Annotated in this window: 13 protein-coding genes; 12 read left to right on the forward strand and 1 reads right to left on the reverse strand. The window is 70.3% G+C overall.

Annotated elements, in window-relative coordinates:
- The first annotated feature begins 7 nt into the window (after positions 1-7).
- The 12 genes from murF to ABZY20_RS01940 all read left to right on the forward strand — a co-directional run bounded on the left by murF (position 8) and on the right by ABZY20_RS01940 (position 12601).
- A complete protein-coding gene (gene murF / locus ABZY20_RS01885) occupies positions 8-1423 on the forward strand; it encodes a UDP-N-acetylmuramoyl-tripeptide--D-alanyl-D-alanine ligase (protein ID WP_356435131.1) in 1416 nt (471 codons plus the stop codon).
- The gene (gene mraY / locus ABZY20_RS01890; RefSeq protein ID WP_356435999.1) at positions 1423-2514 is read left to right on the forward strand and encodes a phospho-N-acetylmuramoyl-pentapeptide-transferase; all 1092 of its coding nucleotides are present in this window, start codon (positions 1423-1425) and stop codon (positions 2512-2514) included. The genes murF and mraY overlap by 1 nt, the downstream gene beginning before the upstream one ends.
- Entirely contained in the window at positions 2496-3938 is a 1443-nt protein-coding gene (gene murD / locus ABZY20_RS01895; RefSeq protein ID WP_356435133.1) for a UDP-N-acetylmuramoyl-L-alanine--D-glutamate ligase, read from the forward strand. The genes mraY and murD overlap by 19 nt, the downstream gene beginning before the upstream one ends.
- 134 nt (positions 3939-4072) lie before the next feature.
- On the forward strand, positions 4073-5437 hold the full coding sequence (gene ftsW, locus ABZY20_RS01900; RefSeq protein ID WP_356435135.1) for a putative lipid II flippase FtsW: 1365 nt from the start codon (positions 4073-4075) through the stop codon (positions 5435-5437).
- A gap of 6 nt (positions 5438-5443) precedes the next feature.
- Positions 5444-6541, forward strand: coding sequence for an undecaprenyldiphospho-muramoylpentapeptide beta-N-acetylglucosaminyltransferase (gene murG, locus ABZY20_RS01905; RefSeq protein ID WP_356435137.1), 1098 nt, complete (start codon positions 5444-5446; stop codon positions 6539-6541).
- A gap of 26 nt (positions 6542-6567) precedes the next feature.
- On the forward strand, positions 6568-7362 hold the full coding sequence (locus tag ABZY20_RS01910) for an FtsQ-type POTRA domain-containing protein (RefSeq protein ID WP_356435140.1): 795 nt from the start codon (positions 6568-6570) through the stop codon (positions 7360-7362).
- Positions 7363-7650: 288 nt separating this feature from the next.
- Entirely contained in the window at positions 7651-8844 is a 1194-nt protein-coding gene (ftsZ, locus tag ABZY20_RS01915; protein ID WP_356435142.1) for a cell division protein FtsZ, read from the forward strand.
- A gap of 10 nt (positions 8845-8854) precedes the next feature.
- Positions 8855-9586: a peptidoglycan editing factor PgeF gene (gene pgeF / locus ABZY20_RS01920; protein WP_356435144.1), complete on the forward strand. Its 732-nt coding sequence runs from the start codon at positions 8855-8857 to the stop codon at positions 9584-9586.
- Positions 9587-9591: 5 nt separating this feature from the next.
- A complete protein-coding gene (locus ABZY20_RS01925; protein ID WP_356435146.1) occupies positions 9592-10311 on the forward strand; it encodes a YggS family pyridoxal phosphate-dependent enzyme in 720 nt (239 codons plus the stop codon).
- 128 nt (positions 10312-10439) lie between these two features.
- Positions 10440-11081: a cell division protein SepF gene (gene sepF, locus ABZY20_RS01930; protein ID WP_102907744.1), complete on the forward strand. Its 642-nt coding sequence runs from the start codon at positions 10440-10442 to the stop codon at positions 11079-11081.
- Positions 11082-11141: 60 nt separating this feature from the next.
- Positions 11142-11426, forward strand: a complete 285-nt coding sequence (locus ABZY20_RS01935) for a YggT family protein (protein ID WP_007448661.1) — start codon at positions 11142-11144, stop codon at positions 11424-11426.
- A gap of 53 nt (positions 11427-11479) precedes the next feature.
- A complete protein-coding gene (locus ABZY20_RS01940; RefSeq protein WP_356435149.1) occupies positions 11480-12601 on the forward strand; it encodes a DivIVA domain-containing protein in 1122 nt (373 codons plus the stop codon).
- Positions 12602-12797: 196 nt separating this feature from the next.
- On the opposite strand, the gene ileS is transcribed toward ABZY20_RS01940, so the two are convergent.
- Complete coding sequence (gene ileS, locus ABZY20_RS01945; protein ID WP_356435152.1) at positions 12798-15941, reverse strand: isoleucine--tRNA ligase; 3144 nt, start codon at positions 15939-15941, stop codon at positions 12798-12800.
- Positions 15942-16180: the final 239 nt, after the last annotated feature.

Consider the following 16180-nt stretch of genomic DNA (forward strand, 5'->3'; position numbering starts at 1 on the left):
TGAACTTGTGATCGCCCTCTCCCTCGCCGAGATCGCAGAAGTCGTCGGCGGGCAGACGTACGACATACCGGATCCGTCCGTCCAGGTCACCGGCCCGGTCGTCCGGGACTCCCGCGAGGCGGTGCCCGGCAGCCTCTTCGTCGCCTTCGCCGGCGAGCGCGTGGACGGCCACGACTTCGCGGCGGCGGTCGTCGAGGCGGGCGCGGTGGCCGTGCTCGGCACCCGCCCGGTCGGCGTCCCCGCCGTCGTCGTGGACGACGTCCAGGCCGCCCTCGCGGCCCTCGCCCGGCACGTCGTGCAACGGCTCGGCGCCACCCTCGTCGCCCTCACCGGCTCGGCGGGCAAGACCAGCACCAAGGACCTCATCGCGCAGGTGCTGCAGCGCAAGGCGCCGACGGTGTTCACGCCCGGCTCGCTCAACAACGAGATCGGGCTCCCGCTGACCGCGCTCAGCGCCACCGAGGACACCCGGTTCCTCGTCCTGGAGATGGGCGCCCGCGGCATCGGGCACATCCGCTACCTGACCGGCCTCACGCCCCCGAAGGTCGGTCTGGTCCTCAACGTCGGCAGCGCCCACATCGGCGAGTTCGGCGGCCGCGAGCAGATCGCCCAGGCCAAGGGCGAACTCGTGGAGTCCCTGCCGGCCGAGGCCGAGGGCGGCATCGCGATCCTCAACGCGGACGACCCCTACGTGCGCGCCATGGCCTCCCGGACGAAGGCGAAGGTGACCTTCTTCGGAGAGTCCGGCGAAGCGGACGTTCGTGCCGAGAACGTGCGACTCACGGACACCGGACAGCCCTCGTTCAGGCTTCACACACCCTCCGGTGCAAGCGATGTGACCATGCGCCTGTACGGTGAGCACCACGTGTCGAACGCGCTCGCCGCGGCCGCCGTCGCCCACGAGTTGGGCATGTCCGCAGACGAGATCGCCGTCGCGCTCTCCGAGGCGGGCTCCCTCTCCCGCTGGCGGATGGAGGTCACCGAGCGCCCGGACGGCGTGACGGTCGTCAACGACGCCTACAACGCGAACCCCGAGTCCATGCGAGCCGCTCTGCGCGCGCTCGCGGCGATGGGCAAGGGGCGGCGGACGTGGGCGGTGCTCGGCAAGATGGCCGAGCTCGGGGACGAGGCTCTCGCCGAGCACGACGCGGTCGGACGGCTCGCCGTCCGGCTCAACGTCAGCAAGCTCGTCGCAGTCGGCGGCAGGGAAGCCGCCTGGCTGCAACTGGGCGCATATAACGAGGGTTCGTGGGGTGAGGAGTCGGTGCACGTGTCCGACGCACAGGCGGCGGTCGACCTGTTGCGCAGCGAGTTGCGCCCGGGGGACGTCGTGCTCGTGAAGGCGTCCCGTTCGGTCGGCCTCGAGAGCGTGGCCCAGGCACTGCTCGAGACCGGTGCCGAGGGTGAGGTTTCCGCCCGATGATGAAGCAGATCCTGTTCGCGGGAGTCATTGGCCTGTTCCTGACGCTGATCGGCACACCACTGCTGATCAAGCTCCTCGCGCGCAAGGGCTACGGCCAGTACATCCGCGACGACGGACCGCGCGAGCACGCCAGCAAGCGCGGTACGCCGACCATGGGCGGCATCGCCTTCATCCTGGCGACGGTCGCCGCGTACTTCCTGGCCAAGGTGATCACGGGCTACCTCGACCCGGACGTCGACGCCGCCCCGACCTTCTCGGGCCTGCTGGTGCTCGGCCTGATGGTCGGCATGGGCCTGGTCGGCTTCCTCGACGACTACATCAAGATCGTCAAGCGGCGCTCGCTCGGTCTGCGGGCCAAGGCCAAGATGGCCGGCCAGCTGATCGTCGGCATCGCCTTCGCGGTGCTGTCCCTGCAGTTCGCGGACAACCGCGGCAACACCCCGGCCTCCACGAAGCTGTCGTTCATCACGGACTTCGGCTGGACGATCGGCCCTGTGCTGTTCGTGGTCTGGGCGCTGTTCATGATCCTCGCGATGTCGAACGGCGTGAACCTGACCGACGGTCTGGACGGACTGGCCACCGGCGCCTCGGTGCTGGTCTTCGGCGCCTACACCTTCATCGGCGTCTGGCAGTTCCAGGAGTCCTGCGCCAACGCGAACTCCCTCACCAACCCCGGTGCCTGCTACGAGGTGCGCGACCCGCTCGACCTGGCCGTGGTCGCCTCCGCGCTGATGGGTGCCTGCCTCGGCTTCCTGTGGTGGAACACCTCGCCGGCCAAGATCTTCATGGGGGACACCGGTTCGCTGGCGCTCGGCGGTGTGCTCGCCGGCCTCGCGATCTGCTCGCGCACCGAGCTGCTGCTCGCCATCCTGGGCGGTCTGTTCGTCCTGATCACCATGTCCGTGGTGATCCAGGTCGGTTCGTTCCGCCTCACCGGCAAGCGCGTCTTCCGGATGGCACCACTGCAGCACCACTTCGAACTCAAGGGCTGGTCCGAAGTGCTCGTCGTGGTCCGCTTCTGGATCATCCAGGGCATTTGTGTGATCGTCGGACTCGGCCTCTTCTACGCAGGATGGGCAGCGGACAAGTGACCTCCTCGGAGCCCTTCGACTTCCAGGGCAAGCACGTCACCGTCGCCGGACTCGGCGTCTCCGGCGTCCCGGCGGCCAAGGTGCTGTACGGCCTCGGCGCGACCGTCACGGTCGTCAACGACGGCGCCGGCGAGCGCGCGCGGGCGCAGGCGGCAGAGCTGGAGGCGCTCGGCATCACCGTGCGCCTCGGCGACGGCGACACGCTGCCGGAGGGCACCGAGCTGATCGTCACCGCGCCCGGCTGGAAGCCGGACAAGCCGCTGTTCGCGGCGGCGGAGCAGGCGGGCGTCCCGGTCTGGGGCGACGTCGAACTGGCCTGGCGCCTGCGCGGCCCCGACGCCGCTGACTGGCTGGCCGTCACGGGCACCAACGGCAAGACCACCACCGTCCAGATGCTGGCGTCGATCCTGAGGGCGGCGGGCCTGCGCACCGCCGCCGTCGGGAACATCGGCGTCTCCCTGCTGGACGCGGTGCTCGGCGAGGAGAAGTACGACGTCCTGGCCGTGGAGCTGTCCAGCTACCAGCTCCACTGGGCGCCGTCCCTGCGCGCCCACTCGGCCGCGGTGCTCAACCTCGCCCCCGACCACCTCGACTGGCACGGCTCCATGGAGGCGTACGCCAAGGACAAGGGCCGCATCTACGAGGGCAATCGGGTCGCCTGCGTCTACAACGTGGCCGACAAGGCCACCGAGGACCTGGTCCGCGAGGCCGACGTGGAGGAGGGCTGCCGGGCCGTCGGCTTCACCCTCGGCACCCCCGGCCCCTCCCAACTCGGCGTCGTCGAGGGCCTCCTGGTCGACCGGGCCTTCGTGGAGAACCGGCAGAAGAACGCCCAGGAACTCGCCGAGGTCGCGGACGTCGACCCGCCGGCCCCGCACAACATCGCCAACGCCCTCGCGGCGGCGGCCCTCGCCCGCGCCTACGGCGTGCCCGCCGCGGCCGTACGGGACGGCCTGCGGGCGTTCACCCCGGACGCCCACCGCATCGCGCACGTCGCCGACGTGGACGGGGTCGCCTACGTCGACGACTCCAAGGCGACCAACACCCACGCCGCGGAAGCCTCGTTGGCGGCGTACGAACCGATCGTGTGGATCGCGGGCGGACTCGCCAAGGGTGCCAGCTTCGACGAGCTGGTCGCCAAGTCGGCGAAGCGGCTGCGCGGGGCCGTGCTGATCGGCGCGGACCGCGCGCTCATCCGCGAAGCCCTGGCGCGACACGCCCCGGAAGTACCCGTCGTCGACCTCGACCGGACCGACACTGGGGCGATGCGCGCGGCGGTCCGGGAGGCGCGGAGACTCGCTCACGCAGGTGACACGGTGCTGCTGGCTCCGGCCTGCGCCTCCATGGACATGTTCGCCGACTACAACAAGCGCGGGGACGCTTTCGCGGACGCCGTCCGCGAGCTCGGCTCCGCCGAGGGCTGACCCGGGTCCGCCTCGCCCCGGCGGCGGCGCCGGGCGCACTGGGAGGGACGCGTGACACGGATGTGGCTGGTGCCCGAGCAACGGGGAGGCGTTCACCGCGCAACGCTCCCCACCGGCAAGGCGAGGTGACGGCGATGCCCACCAGCCGCACCGGACGCCCGCCGGCCGTACGCGCTCCCAAGCGCCCCGCCCCGGCCCGGCCCCCGCGCGAGAACGGCCTCCTGGGCCTGTACGACCGGGCCCGGCGGGGCTGGGACCGCCCGCTGACCGCCTACTACCTGATCCTCGGCGGCAGCGCGCTGATCACCGTGCTGGGGCTGGTGATGGTCTACTCGGCCTCCCAGATCACCGCGCTGCAGATGTCGCTGCCGGGCTCCTACTTCTTCCGCAAGCAGCTGCTCGCGGCGGTGATCGGCGCCGGGCTGCTGTTCGCCGCCTCGCGCATGCCGGTCAGACTCCACCGCGCGCTGGCCTACCCGATCCTCGCGGGCGCCGTCTTCCTCATGGTGCTGGTGCAGGTCCCCGGGATAGGAGTCTCGGTCAACGGCAACCAGAACTGGATCGCGCTCGGCGGCTCCTTCCAGATCCAGCCCAGTGAGTTCGGCAAGCTCGCGCTCGTGCTGTGGGGCGCCGACCTGCTCGCCCGCAAGCAGGACAGGAGGCTGCTGAACCAGTGGAAGCACATGCTGGTGCCGCTGGTGCCGGCCGCCTTCATGCTGCTCGGGCTGATCATGATCGGCGGCGACATGGGCACCGCGATCATCCTCACGGCCATCCTGTTCGGCCTGCTCTGGCTGGCCGGCGCGCCCACGCGGCTGTTCGCCGGCGTGCTGTCGGTCGCGGCCGTGCTCGGCCTGATCCTCATCAAGACCAGCGCCAACCGCATGGCCCGCCTGCAGTGCCTGGGCGCCACCGAGCCCCAGTCGGGCCCGGTGGACTGCTGGCAGGCCGTGCACGGGATCTACGCCCTCGCCTCCGGCGGGATCTTCGGTTCCGGGCTGGGTGCGAGTGTGGAGAAATGGGGCCAACTCCCCGAAGCCCACACCGACTTCATCTTCGCCGTCACCGGTGAGGAACTGGGCCTGGCGGGGACGCTGTCGGTCCTCGCCCTCTTCGCGGCTCTAGGCTATGCGGGTATCCGCGTGGCCGGACGCACGGAGGACCCCTTCGTCAGGTATGCCGCGGGAGGCGTGACCACCTGGATCACGGCCCAGGCCGTGATCAACATCGGTGCGGTGCTCGGTCTGCTGCCGATCGCCGGTGTCCCCCTCCCGCTGTTCTCCTACGGGGGATCCGCCCTGCTGCCGACCATGTTCGCCATCGGGTTGCTGATCGCCTTCGCGCGCGACGAGCCCGCTGCGCGGGCGGCGCTTGCGATGCGGCAACCCCGCTTTGGTAGAAAGCGGGGGACTGGGGGAACCGGTTCGGGCCGGAGTCCCCGGAGATGGAACACGATGCGACGGCGCGCCTCGGCGGCGCGCTCGTCCGGAGAGCGGTGAATTTCGGTGCATGTCGTACTCGCCGGCGGAGGAACCGCGGGCCACATCGAGCCCGCGCTCGCCCTCGCGGACGCCCTGCGCAGGCAGGATCCGACCGTGGGCATCACGGCCCTGGGCACGGAGCGCGGCCTCGAGACAGAACTCGTACCCGCGCGTGGCTACGAACTCGCGCTGATCCCCGCCGTACCGCTGCCACGCAAGCCCACGCCGGAGCTGATCACCGTCCCGGGCCGGCTGCGCGGCACCATCAGGGCGACCGAGCAGATCCTGGAGCGCACCAAGGCGGACGCCGTGGTCGGCTTCGGCGGCTACGTGGCCCTGCCCGGCTACCTCGCCGCCAAGCGCCTGGGCGTGCCCATCGTGATCCACGAGGCCAACGCCCGCCCGGGCCTGGCCAACAAGATCGGCTCGCGGTACGCCAGCCAGGTCGCCGTCTCCACGCCGGACAGCAAGCTGCGCAACTCCCGTTACATCGGCATCCCGCTGCGCCGCTCCATCGCCACCCTGGACCGGGCCGCCGTGCGCCCCGAGGCCCGGGCCTTCTTCGGGCTGGACCCGAACCTGCCCACGCTGCTGGTGACCGGCGGCTCCCAGGGCGCCCGCCGGCTCAACGAGGTCGTGCAGGCGGTCGCTCCCTGGCTGCAGCAGGCCGGCATCCAGATCCTGCACGCGGTCGGCAAGAAGAACGAACTGCCGCAGGTCCAGCAGATGCCGGGGATGCCCCCTTATCGCCCGGTACCGTACCTGGACCGGATGGACCTCGCGTACGCCGCGGCCGACATGATGCTCTGCCGCGCGGGCGCGATGACCGTCGCCGAACTCTCCGCCGTCGGACTCCCGGCCGCCTACGTACCGCTGCCCATCGGCAACGGCGAACAGCGGCTCAACGCCCAGCCGGTGGTGAAGGCCGGCGGCGGGCTGCTGGTCGACGACGCGGAGCTGACCCCCGAGTGGGTCCAGCAGAACGTCCTGCCCGTGCTCGCCGACCCGCACCGGCTGTACCAGATGTCCCGCGCCGCCGCCGAGTTCGGCCGCCGGGACGCCGACGACCTGCTCGTCGGCATGGTGTACGAGGCGATCGCCGCCGCGCGTGCACACCGCTAGGACCGTATGACGGAAGGCAGGGGAGCGTGGCCGGATCGACCACCGCCGAGCGCGGTGAACGCCAGCGGGAGTCGTCCGGCCCGCCGCCCGTCAGGCGCCTGAGGCGGCGCCACGTTCGTGTGATCGTCATCCTGGCCCTCGCCCTGGTCTTCCTCGGCATCCCGGTCCTGTGGCTCTTCTACGGCTCCGGCTGGCTGCGCGCCGAGCAGGTCTCGGTGTCCGGCACCGAGGTCCTGACGCAGGCTCAGGTCAGGTCGGCGGCCGAGGTCCCCCTCGGGAAGCCCTTGATTTCCGTCGACACCGACGCGATCGAGACGCGACTGCGCCGGAAATTGCCCCGAATTGACGCGGTTGACGTGGTCCGTTCCTGGCCCACGGGAATCGACCTGAAAGTGGTCGAGCGGACTCCGGTTCTGATTGTCCAAAAGGGCGGAAAGTTCGTCGAAGTGGACGATGAAGGTGTCCGTTTCGCCACGGTTTCCGAGGCTCCTAAAGGCGTCCCCGCACTGGAATTGACGCTGTCCCGGTCCGGGCACGCCGCCGCGAGCCTGCGCCGCTTCGGCGAGTCCCGGCTGGTGCGCGAGGCGGTCGGTGTCGCCCGCGCGGTTCCGGCCGCCGTCGTGCGCGACACACGGACCGTCAAGGTCCGCTCCTACGACGACATCTCGCTGGTGTTGAAGGACGGCCGCACGGTCGCCTGGGGGAGCAGCGAGAAGGGCGCGGCGAAGGCCCGTTCGCTCACCGCCCTGATGAAAGCCTCGCGCGACGCGCGGCACTTCGACGTGAGCGTCCCCACCGCGCCCGCGTCATCGGGAAGTTGACGCACATCCGCGCAGGCCAGCACCCTGGTTGGGCAGCGCTATGGCTGATCACATAGGGTGAAAAGAAAAACGGGAGGTTCGGCGTGTTCGTTGAACGTGCGCCACTTGTCGACTTAGTGTCCTGTTCAGAAGACTCCAAGGAACAGACACACTGGTAACCCTAAACTTCAGGCTTAGGGTTCGGGTCGGCGATACGGACCGTCCCATTCGGCATCAGTCGTCGGGTCGCGGGGCGCAGGGCGCCACGGTGATGCGACGACACGTAACTCGAGGCGAGAGGCCTTCGACGTGGCAGCACCGCAGAACTACCTCGCAGTCATCAAAGTCATCGGTGTCGGCGGCGGTGGTGTCAATGCCATCAACCGGATGATCGAGGTCGGTCTCAAGGGCGTCGAGTTCATCGCCATCAACACCGACGCGCAAGCCCTGTTGATGAGCGACGCCGACGTCAAGCTCGACGTCGGCCGTGAACTCACCCGCGGACTCGGCGCCGGAGCCAACCCGGCCGTGGGCCGCAAGGCCGCCGAGGACCACCGTGAGGAGATCGAGGAGGTCCTCAAGGGGGCCGACATGGTCTTCGTGACAGCCGGTGAAGGCGGCGGCACCGGCACCGGCGGCGCGCCCGTCGTGGCCAACATCGCCCGCTCGCTCGGTGCCCTCACCATCGGCGTGGTCACGCGCCCGTTCACCTTCGAGGGGCGGCGCCGCGCGAACCAGGCCGAGGACGGCATCGCCGAGCTCCGCGAAGAGGTCGACACCCTCATCGTCATCCCGAACGACCGGCTGCTGTCCATCTCGGACCGCCAGGTCTCGGTGCTGGACGCCTTCAAGTCGGCCGACCAGGTCCTCCTCTCCGGTGTCCAGGGCATCACCGACCTGATCACCACCCCGGGCCTGATCAACCTCGACTTCGCCGACGTCAAGTCGGTCATGTCCGAGGCCGGCTCGGCCCTGATGGGCATCGGCTCCGCCCGCGGCGACGACCGCGCGGTGGCCGCGGCCGAGATGGCGATCTCCTCGCCGCTGCTGGAGGCGTCCATCGACGGCGCCCGCGGTGTGCTGCTCTCCATCTCCGGCGGTTCGGACCTCGGTCTGTTCGAGATCAACGAGGCCGCCCAGCTGGTGAGCGAGGCGGCCCACCCCGAGGCCAACATCATCTTCGGCGCGGTGATCGACGACGCCCTCGGTGACGAGGTCCGGGTCACCGTGATCGCCGCCGGCTTCGACGGCGGTCAGCCGCCGGCCCGCCGGGAGAACGTGATCGGCTCGTCCTCCGCCAAGCGCGAGGAGCCGGCCCCCTCCCGGCAGACCGAGAGCCGCCCGTCGTTCGGCTCGCTCGGCAGCGTGACGCCGAAGGAGGACCCGGAGCCCGCCCCGGAGCCGGTCCGCGACATCCCGGTCGCCCCGCCGGTCCCGCCGGCGCCGCGGACCTACTCGGACAGCGCGGCCGAGGAACTGGACGTACCGGACTTCCTCAAGTGATCCTTCTGACGTGATAGGACAGCGCGACAGCGTGAGCGGCGCCCACTTCGCCTTCACCGACCGGTGGGGCGGGGTGAGCGCCGCTCCGTATGAGGAGCTCAACCTCGGCGGGGCGGTCGGCGACGACCCCGACGCCGTACGCACCAACCGGGGGCTGGCCGCCAAGTCCCTGGGCGTCGAGCCGGACCGGGTGGTCTGGATGAACCAGGTGCACGGGGCGGACGTGGTGGTCGTGGACGAGCCGTGGGGATCCTCCCGGCAGATCCCCTCGGTCGACGCGATCGTCACCACGCGGCGGGGGCTCGCCCTCGCGGTGCTCACCGCCGACTGCGTGCCGGTGCTGCTCGCCGACCCGGTCGCCGGTGTCGCCGCCGCGGCCCACGCGGGCCGGCCCGGCATGATCGCCGGGGTCGTCCCGGCCGCGCTGCGCGCGATGACGGACCTCGGCGCCGACCCCTCCCGGATCGTCGCCCGCACCGGACCCAGCGTCTGCGGCCGGTGCTACGAGGTACCCGAGGCGATGCGCGCCGAGGTGTCCGCCGTCGAGCCGGCGGCGCACGCCGAGACGAGCTGGGGCACACCGGCGGTCGACGTGAGCGCCGGCGTGCACGCGCAGCTGGAACGGCTCGGGGTGCGCGACCGGGAGCAGTCGCCGGTGTGCACACTGGAGTCGCATGATCACTTCTCGTACCGCCGCGACCGCACCACCGGTCGTCTCGCGGGCTATGTGTGGCTGGACTGATGGGCATGACGGACCGTAAGGACGAAATCGCCGCAAACCTGGCGAAAGTGGAGCGTCGCATCGCCGACGCGTGCGCGGCCGCGGGGCGGGCGCGCGACGACGTCACCCTGATCGTGGTCACCAAGACCTACCCGGCCGGCGATGTGCGGATGCTCGCGGAACTCGGGGTGCGCCATGTCGCCGAGAACCGCGACCAGGACGCGGCGCCGAAGGCCGAGGCCTGCTCGGATCTGCCTCTGACGTGGCACTTCGTCGGTCAACTCCAGACCAACAAGGTGCGTTCCGTGGTCGGTTACGCGGATTTCGTGCAGTCCGTCGACCGTTCCAGGCTCGTCACCGCCCTGTCGAAGGAGGCCGGGCGGGCCGGGCGCGAGCTGGGGTGCCTGATCCAGGTCGCGCTCGACGCCGGGGCGAGCGGGCGGGGCGAGCGCGGAGGCGTCGCGCCGGACGGCGTCGGGGAGTTGGCGGACCTCGTCGCAGGCGCGCCCGGACTGCGGCTCGCCGGACTGATGACCGTCGCACCTCTGACCGGGGAGTACGCGGGTCGCGAACAGGCCGCCTTCGAGCGGTTGATGGATTTGTCGACCGACCTGCGCCGGAGTCATCCGGCTGCCACCATGGTCTCGGCAGGGATGAGTGCGGACCTCGAACAGGCCGTGGCGGCCGGAGCGACACATGTGCGCGTCGGCAGCGCGGTACTCGGAGTCCGACCCAGGCTCGGGTAACGTCGCCAAGAAGTCGGACCACAGCAGAAAATATGGTCATTGCCGCCGAAAGGCGGAACAAGGACCACGTGGATCGCGGGCACTTGGCAGTCGTCAGCCGATCCACCACAGAGCGGAGGACTCAGAGCATGGCCGGCGCGATGCGCAAGATGGCGGTCTACCTCGGCCTCGTGGAGGACGATGGGTACGACGGCCGCGGATTCGACCCCGACGACGACTTCGAACCGGAACTGGACCCGGAGCCCGAACGGGACCACCGACGGCACGAGCCGTCCCATCAGCCCCACGTCTCACATCAGCCCCAAAGGGACGAAGAGGTACGAGTCGTACAGCCGCCCGCGCCTCGCGAACCGGCCGCCCGCTCCGCTTCGCTCCCCGCTGAATCGAGCCGCCCGGCGCGCATCGCGCCCGTGGCATCCATCACACAAGAACGCGCAAGTCTGGAGAAGAACGCACCGGTGATCATGCCCAAGGTCGTGTCGGAACGAGAGCCTTACCGGATCACCACACTCCACCCGCGGACCTACAACGAGGCCCGTACCATCGGGGAACACTTCCGTGAGGGCACCCCGGTGATCATGAATCTGACTGAGATGGACGACACAGATGCGAAGCGACTTGTCGACTTTGCGGCCGGTTTGGTGTTTGGTCTTCACGGCAGTATCGAGCGGGTGACGCAGAAGGTGTTCCTGTTGTCGCCTGCTAACGTCGATGTCACGGCGGAGGACAAGGCCCGCATCGCAGAGGGCGGGTTCTTCAACCAGAGCTGAGACGCACGACCGGAAACAGCAGTACCCAGCAGGGCACAGGGGAGAGGGAAGCAACACACCATGAGCGTGGTCCTGGATGTCGTCTACATCGCGCTGATGTGCTTCCTCATCGTGCTCATCTTCCGGTTGGTCATGGACTACGTCTTCCAGTTCGCCCGCTCATGGCAACCCGGCAAGGCGATGGTGGTCGTTCTGGAGGCCACCTACACTGTCACTGATCCACCGCTCAAGCTTCTGCGGCGGTTCATTCCGCCGCTGCGTCTCGGGGGCGTGGCGCTCGACCTGTCCTTCTTCGTACTGATGATCATCGTCTACATCCTGATCTCGATCGTGAGCCGGCTGTGAGCGATGTGAACTACGGTCTTGCCGAATGCCGACGACTACGTTGAGGTGAAGAGATGCCGTTGACCCCCGAGGACGTGCGGAACAAGCAGTTCACGACCGTCCGCCTCCGAGAAGGCTATGACGAGGACGAGGTCGATGCCTTCCTCGACGAGGTCGAAGCCGAACTGACCCGCCTGCTCCGCGAGAACGAGGACCTGCGTGCCAAACTGGCCGCGGCCACGCGCGCTGCTGCCCAGAACCAGCAGAACATGCGCAAGCCGCCGGAGCAGGACCAGCAGCAACAGCAGCAGCAGGGCATGCGCGGTCCGGGTGGTCCCGTACCCGCCGGCATATCGGGCCCGCCGCAGCAGCAGATGGGTGGCCCCATGGGTGGTCCGCCCCAGCTGCCGAGCGGTGCCCCGCAGCTGCCCGCCGGTCCCGGCGGTCAGGGTGGTCCCCAGGGTCCTGGTGGTCCCGGTCCGATGGGCCAGGGTCCCGGTCCCATGGGTCAGCCCCCCATGCAGCAGCAGATGGGTGGTCCGATGGGCGGCCCCATGGGTGGTCCGATGGGCGGCCCCGGTCAGGGAGGCCCCGGTGGCGACAGCGCCGCCCGTGTCCTCTCGCTGGCCCAGCAGACCGCCGACCAGGCGATCGCCGAGGCCCGTTCCGAAGCCAACAAGATCGTCGGTGAGGCGCGTTCGCGTGCCGAGGGTCTGGAGCGTGACGCCCGTGCCAAGGCCGACGCCCTGGAGCGGGACGCGCAGGAGAAGCACCGCGTCGCGATGGGCTCCCTGGAGTCCGCCCGCGCCACGCTGGAGCGCAAGGTCGAGGACCTGCGCGGCTTCGAGCGCGAGTACCGCACGCGCCTGAAGTCGTACCTGGAGTCGCAGCTGCGCCAGCTGGAGACCCAGGCCGACGACTCGCTGGCCCCGCCGCGCACTCCGGCGACCGCCTCCCTCCCGCCGTCCCCGGCGCCTTCCATGGCTCCGGCCGGCGCGAGCGCCCCGTCCTACGGCGGCGGCAACCAGACGATGGGCGGCCCGCCCTCGCAGTCCGGTCCGTCGTACGGCGGTCAGCAGCAGATGTCCCCGGCGATGACCCAGCCGATGGCTCCGGTGCGGCCGCAAGGCCCGTCGCCGATGGGTCAGGCCCCCTCGCCCATGCGAGGCTTCCTGATCGACGAGGACGACAACTGACGGCCTGATGGCCAGTAGTACGGCATAGACGTCGGCAGCGTTCAGGGCGAGGCCCCGGGTGACCACCCGGGGCCTCGCCCTTTTGCCACACGTGTTCCCCGCCACGCACCAGCGTTCTGCGCACGCAACGCCGAAGGCCCGGTCCCGCCAAGATCTTTGGCGGGACCGGGCCTTCAGGCAGCCTCCGGGCCGGGCGTCACGCCTTGCGCAGGCGGAACGTCAGGGACAGGCCCTCGTCGGTGAACGGCTCGCCGTACGCGCCGTCCGCCTCTCCCTGGGCGAAGTCCGTGGCGAGGACCTCGTCGGCGATCAGGGCCGTGTGCTCGGTCAGCGCCTCGACCACGGCCGGGTCGGTCGCCGTCCAGCGCAGGGCGATCCGGTCGGCCACGTCCAGGCCGCTGTTCTTGCGGGCCTCCTGGATCAGGCGGATCGCGTCACGGGCGAGGCCCGCACGGCGCAGCTCCTCCGTGATCTCCAGGTCCAGGGCGACCGTCGCGCCCGAGTCCGAGGCCACCGACCAGCCCTCGCGCGGGGTCTCCGTGATGATGACCTCGTCGGGAGCGAGCGTGACGGTCTCGCCGTCGACCTCGACGGACGCGGTGCCCTCGCGCAGCGCCAGGGACAGGGCGGCCGCGTCGGCGGCGGCGACGGCCTTGGCCACGTCCTGGACGCGCTTGCCGAACCGCTTGCCCAGCGCGCGGAAGTTGGCCTTCGCCGTGGTGTCGACCAGGCTGCCGCCCACCTCGCTCAGCGAGGCGAGCGAGGAGACGTTCAGCTCCTCGGTGATCTGCGCGCGCAGCTCGGTGTCGAGCGCGCCGAAGCCCGACGCGGCGATCAGGGCGCGGGACAGCGGCTGGCGGGTCTTGACGCCCGACTCCGCGCGCGTGGCCCGGCCCAGTTCCACCAGGCGGCGCACCAGCACCATCTGCTTCGACAGCTCCGGGTCGATGGCGGACAGGTCCGCCTCCGGCCAGGACGACAGGTGGACCGACTCCGGGGCACCGGGGGTGACCGGGACGATCAGGTCCTGCCAGACCCGCTCGGTGATGAACGGGGTCAGCGGGGCCATGAGCTGCGTCACGGTCCGGACGACCTCGTGCAGGGTGCGCAGCGCCGCCTTGTCGCCCTGCCAGAAGCGGCGGCGGGAGCGGCGTACGTACCAGTTCGACAGGTCGTCGACGAACGCGGACAGCAGCTTGCCGGCGCGCTGGGTGTCGTAGGCGTCCAGCGCCTGGGTGACCTGGTCGGTGAGGGCGTGCAGTTCGGACAGCAGCCAGCGGTCCAGGACCGGGCGGTCGGCCGGGGCCGGGTCGGCCTCGGACGGGGCCCAGCCGGTCGTACGGGCGTACAGGGCCTGGAAGGCGACCGTGTTCCAGTACGTCAGGAGGGTCTTGCGGACGACCTCCTGGATGGTGTTGTGGCCGACGCGGCGGGCCGCCCAGGGGGAGCCGCCGGCCGCCATGAACCAGCGGACCGCGTCCGCGCCGTGCTGGTCCATGAGCGGGATCGGCTGCAGGATGTTGCCCAGGTGCTTGGACATCTTGCGGCCGTCCTCGGCGAGGATGTGACCGAGGCAGACCACGTTCTCGTACGAGGACTTGTCGAAGACGAGCGTGCCGACCGCCATCAGCGTGTAGAACCAGCCGCGGGTCTGGTCGATGGCCTCGCAGATGAACTGCGCGGGGTAGCGGGCCTCGAACAGCTCCTTGTTCTTGTACGGGTAGCCCCACTGCGCGAACGGCATCGAGCCCGAGTCGTACCAGGCGTCGATCACCTCGGGCACGCGCGTGGCGGTCTGGCCGCAGCCGCCCTGCGGGCAGGCGAAGGTGACCTCGTCGATGAACGGGCGGTGCGGGTCGAGGCCCGACTGGTCGGTGCCGGTCAGCTCGGTCAGCTCGGTGAGGGAGCCGACGCAGGTGAGGTGGCCGTCCTCGCAGCGCCAGATGGGCAGCGGGGTGCCCCAGTAGCGGTTGCGGGACAGCGCCCAGTCGATGTTGTTGTTCAGCCAGTCGCCGTAGCGGCCGTTCTTGACCGTGTCCGGGAACCAGTTGGTGTTCTCGTTCTCCGACAGGAGGCGGTCCTTGACGGCCGTGGTGCGGATGTACCAGGACGGCTGGGCGTAGTAGAGCAGCGCGGTGTGGCAGCGCCAGCAGTGCGGGTAGCTGTGCTCGTACGGGATGTGGCGGAAGAGCAGGCCGCGGTCGTCGAGGTCGGCGGTGAGCTTCTCGTCGGCCTTCTTGAAGAAGACGCCGCCGACGAGGGGGACGTCCTCCTCGAAGGTGCCGTCCGGGCGGACCGGGTTCACGACCGGCAGGCCGTAGGCGCGGCAGACCTTGAGGTCGTCCTCACCGAAGGCGGGGGACTGGTGGACCAGACCCGTGCCGTCCTCGGTGGTGACGTACTCGGCGTTGACGACGAAGTGCGCCGGCTCGGGGAACTCGACCAGCTCGAAGGGGCGCTGGTAGGTCCAGCGCTCCATCTCGGCGCCGGTGAAGGTCTGCCCGGTGGTCTCCCAGCCCTCGCCGAGGGCCTTGGCGAGCAGCGGCTCGGCGACGACGAGCTTCTCCTCGCCGTTCGTGGCGACGACGTAGGTGACCTCGGGGTGGGCCGCGACGGCCGTGTTGGAGACCAGCGTCCAGGGCGTGGTCGTCCACACCAGGAGCGCGGCCTCGCCGGCGAGCGGGCCGGAGGTGAGCGGGAAGCGGACGTAGACGGACGGGTCGACGACCGTCTCGTAGCCCTGGGCCAGCTCGTGGTCCGACAGGCCGGTGCCGCAGCGGGGGCACCAGGGGGCGACGCGGTGGTCCTGGACCAGCAGGCCCTTGGTGAAGATCTCCTTCAGCGACCACCAGACCGACTCGATGTACTCGGGGTCCATCGTGCGGTACGGGTCGTTGAGGTCGGTCCAGTAGCCCATGCGGGTCGTGAGCTCTTCGAAGGCGTCCGTGTGCCGGGTCACCGACTCACGGCACTTCGCGTTGAACTCCGCGATGCCGTACGCCTCGATGTCCTGCTTGCCGGAGAAGCCGAGCTCCTTCTCGACGGCGAGCTCCACCGGGAGGCCGTGGCAGTCCCAGCCGGCCTTGCGGGCCACGTGGTAGCCGCGCATGGTGCGGAAGCGGGGGAAGACGTCCTTGAAGACGCGGGCCTCGATGTGGTGGGCGCCGGGCATGCCGTTGGCGGTGGGCGGGCCCTCGTAGAACACCCACTCGGGGCGGCCCTCGGACTGCTCCAGGCTCTTGGCGAAGATCTTCTGCTCGCGCCAGAAGTCGAGCACCGCGTGCTCGAGGGCGGGCAGGTCGACCTGGGCGGGTACCTGGCGATACGTCGGCGATGTCATCAGCGGGCTTCCTCCGGCGGACTTGCTGCCTTCCGTCCGGAGGGACGAGAGCTGTGTCGTGCCTGCGCCGCCGTCGGCGCGCTCCCGCGGTACCACCCTCCTTGGCCCCCCGGCGCGGGGTGTGCGCCGACGAGGCCCCCTCATTGGGGTCGCGATGCCGGTTCTACCGCCCCCGCAGGGGTTTCTTCCGGCGGCTCCGGGGTGATCTTCACGTCGCGCTCGCCCCCGGGCTCCCACCG

The organism is Streptomyces sp. NPDC006624 (assembly GCF_040611555.1).
In the GTDB taxonomy this organism is placed as follows: Bacteria; Actinomycetota; Actinomycetes; order Streptomycetales; family Streptomycetaceae; genus Streptomyces.

Bases quoted from the DNA above. Each gene is read 5' to 3' on its own strand.
- mraY (WP_356435999.1), top strand. From the start codon at position 1,423: ATGAAGCAGATCCTGTTCGCGGGAGTCATTGGCCTGTTCCTGACGCTG.
- murD (WP_356435133.1), top strand. From the start codon at position 2,496: ATGGGCAGCGGACAAGTGACCTCCTCGGAGCCCTTCGACTTCCAGGGC.
- ftsW (WP_356435135.1), top strand. From the start codon at position 4,073: ATGCCCACCAGCCGCACCGGACGCCCGCCGGCCGTACGCGCTCCCAAG.
- ABZY20_RS01925 (WP_356435146.1), top strand. From the start codon at position 9,592: ATGACGGACCGTAAGGACGAAATCGCCGCAAACCTGGCGAAAGTGGAG.
- sepF (WP_102907744.1), top strand. From the start codon at position 10,440: ATGGCCGGCGCGATGCGCAAGATGGCGGTCTACCTCGGCCTCGTGGAG.
- ABZY20_RS01935 (WP_007448661.1), top strand. From the start codon at position 11,142: ATGAGCGTGGTCCTGGATGTCGTCTACATCGCGCTGATGTGCTTCCTC.
- ABZY20_RS01940 (WP_356435149.1), top strand. From the start codon at position 11,480: ATGCCGTTGACCCCCGAGGACGTGCGGAACAAGCAGTTCACGACCGTC.
- ileS (WP_356435152.1), bottom strand. From the start codon at position 15,941: ATGACATCGCCGACGTATCGCCAGGTACCCGCCCAGGTCGACCTGCCC.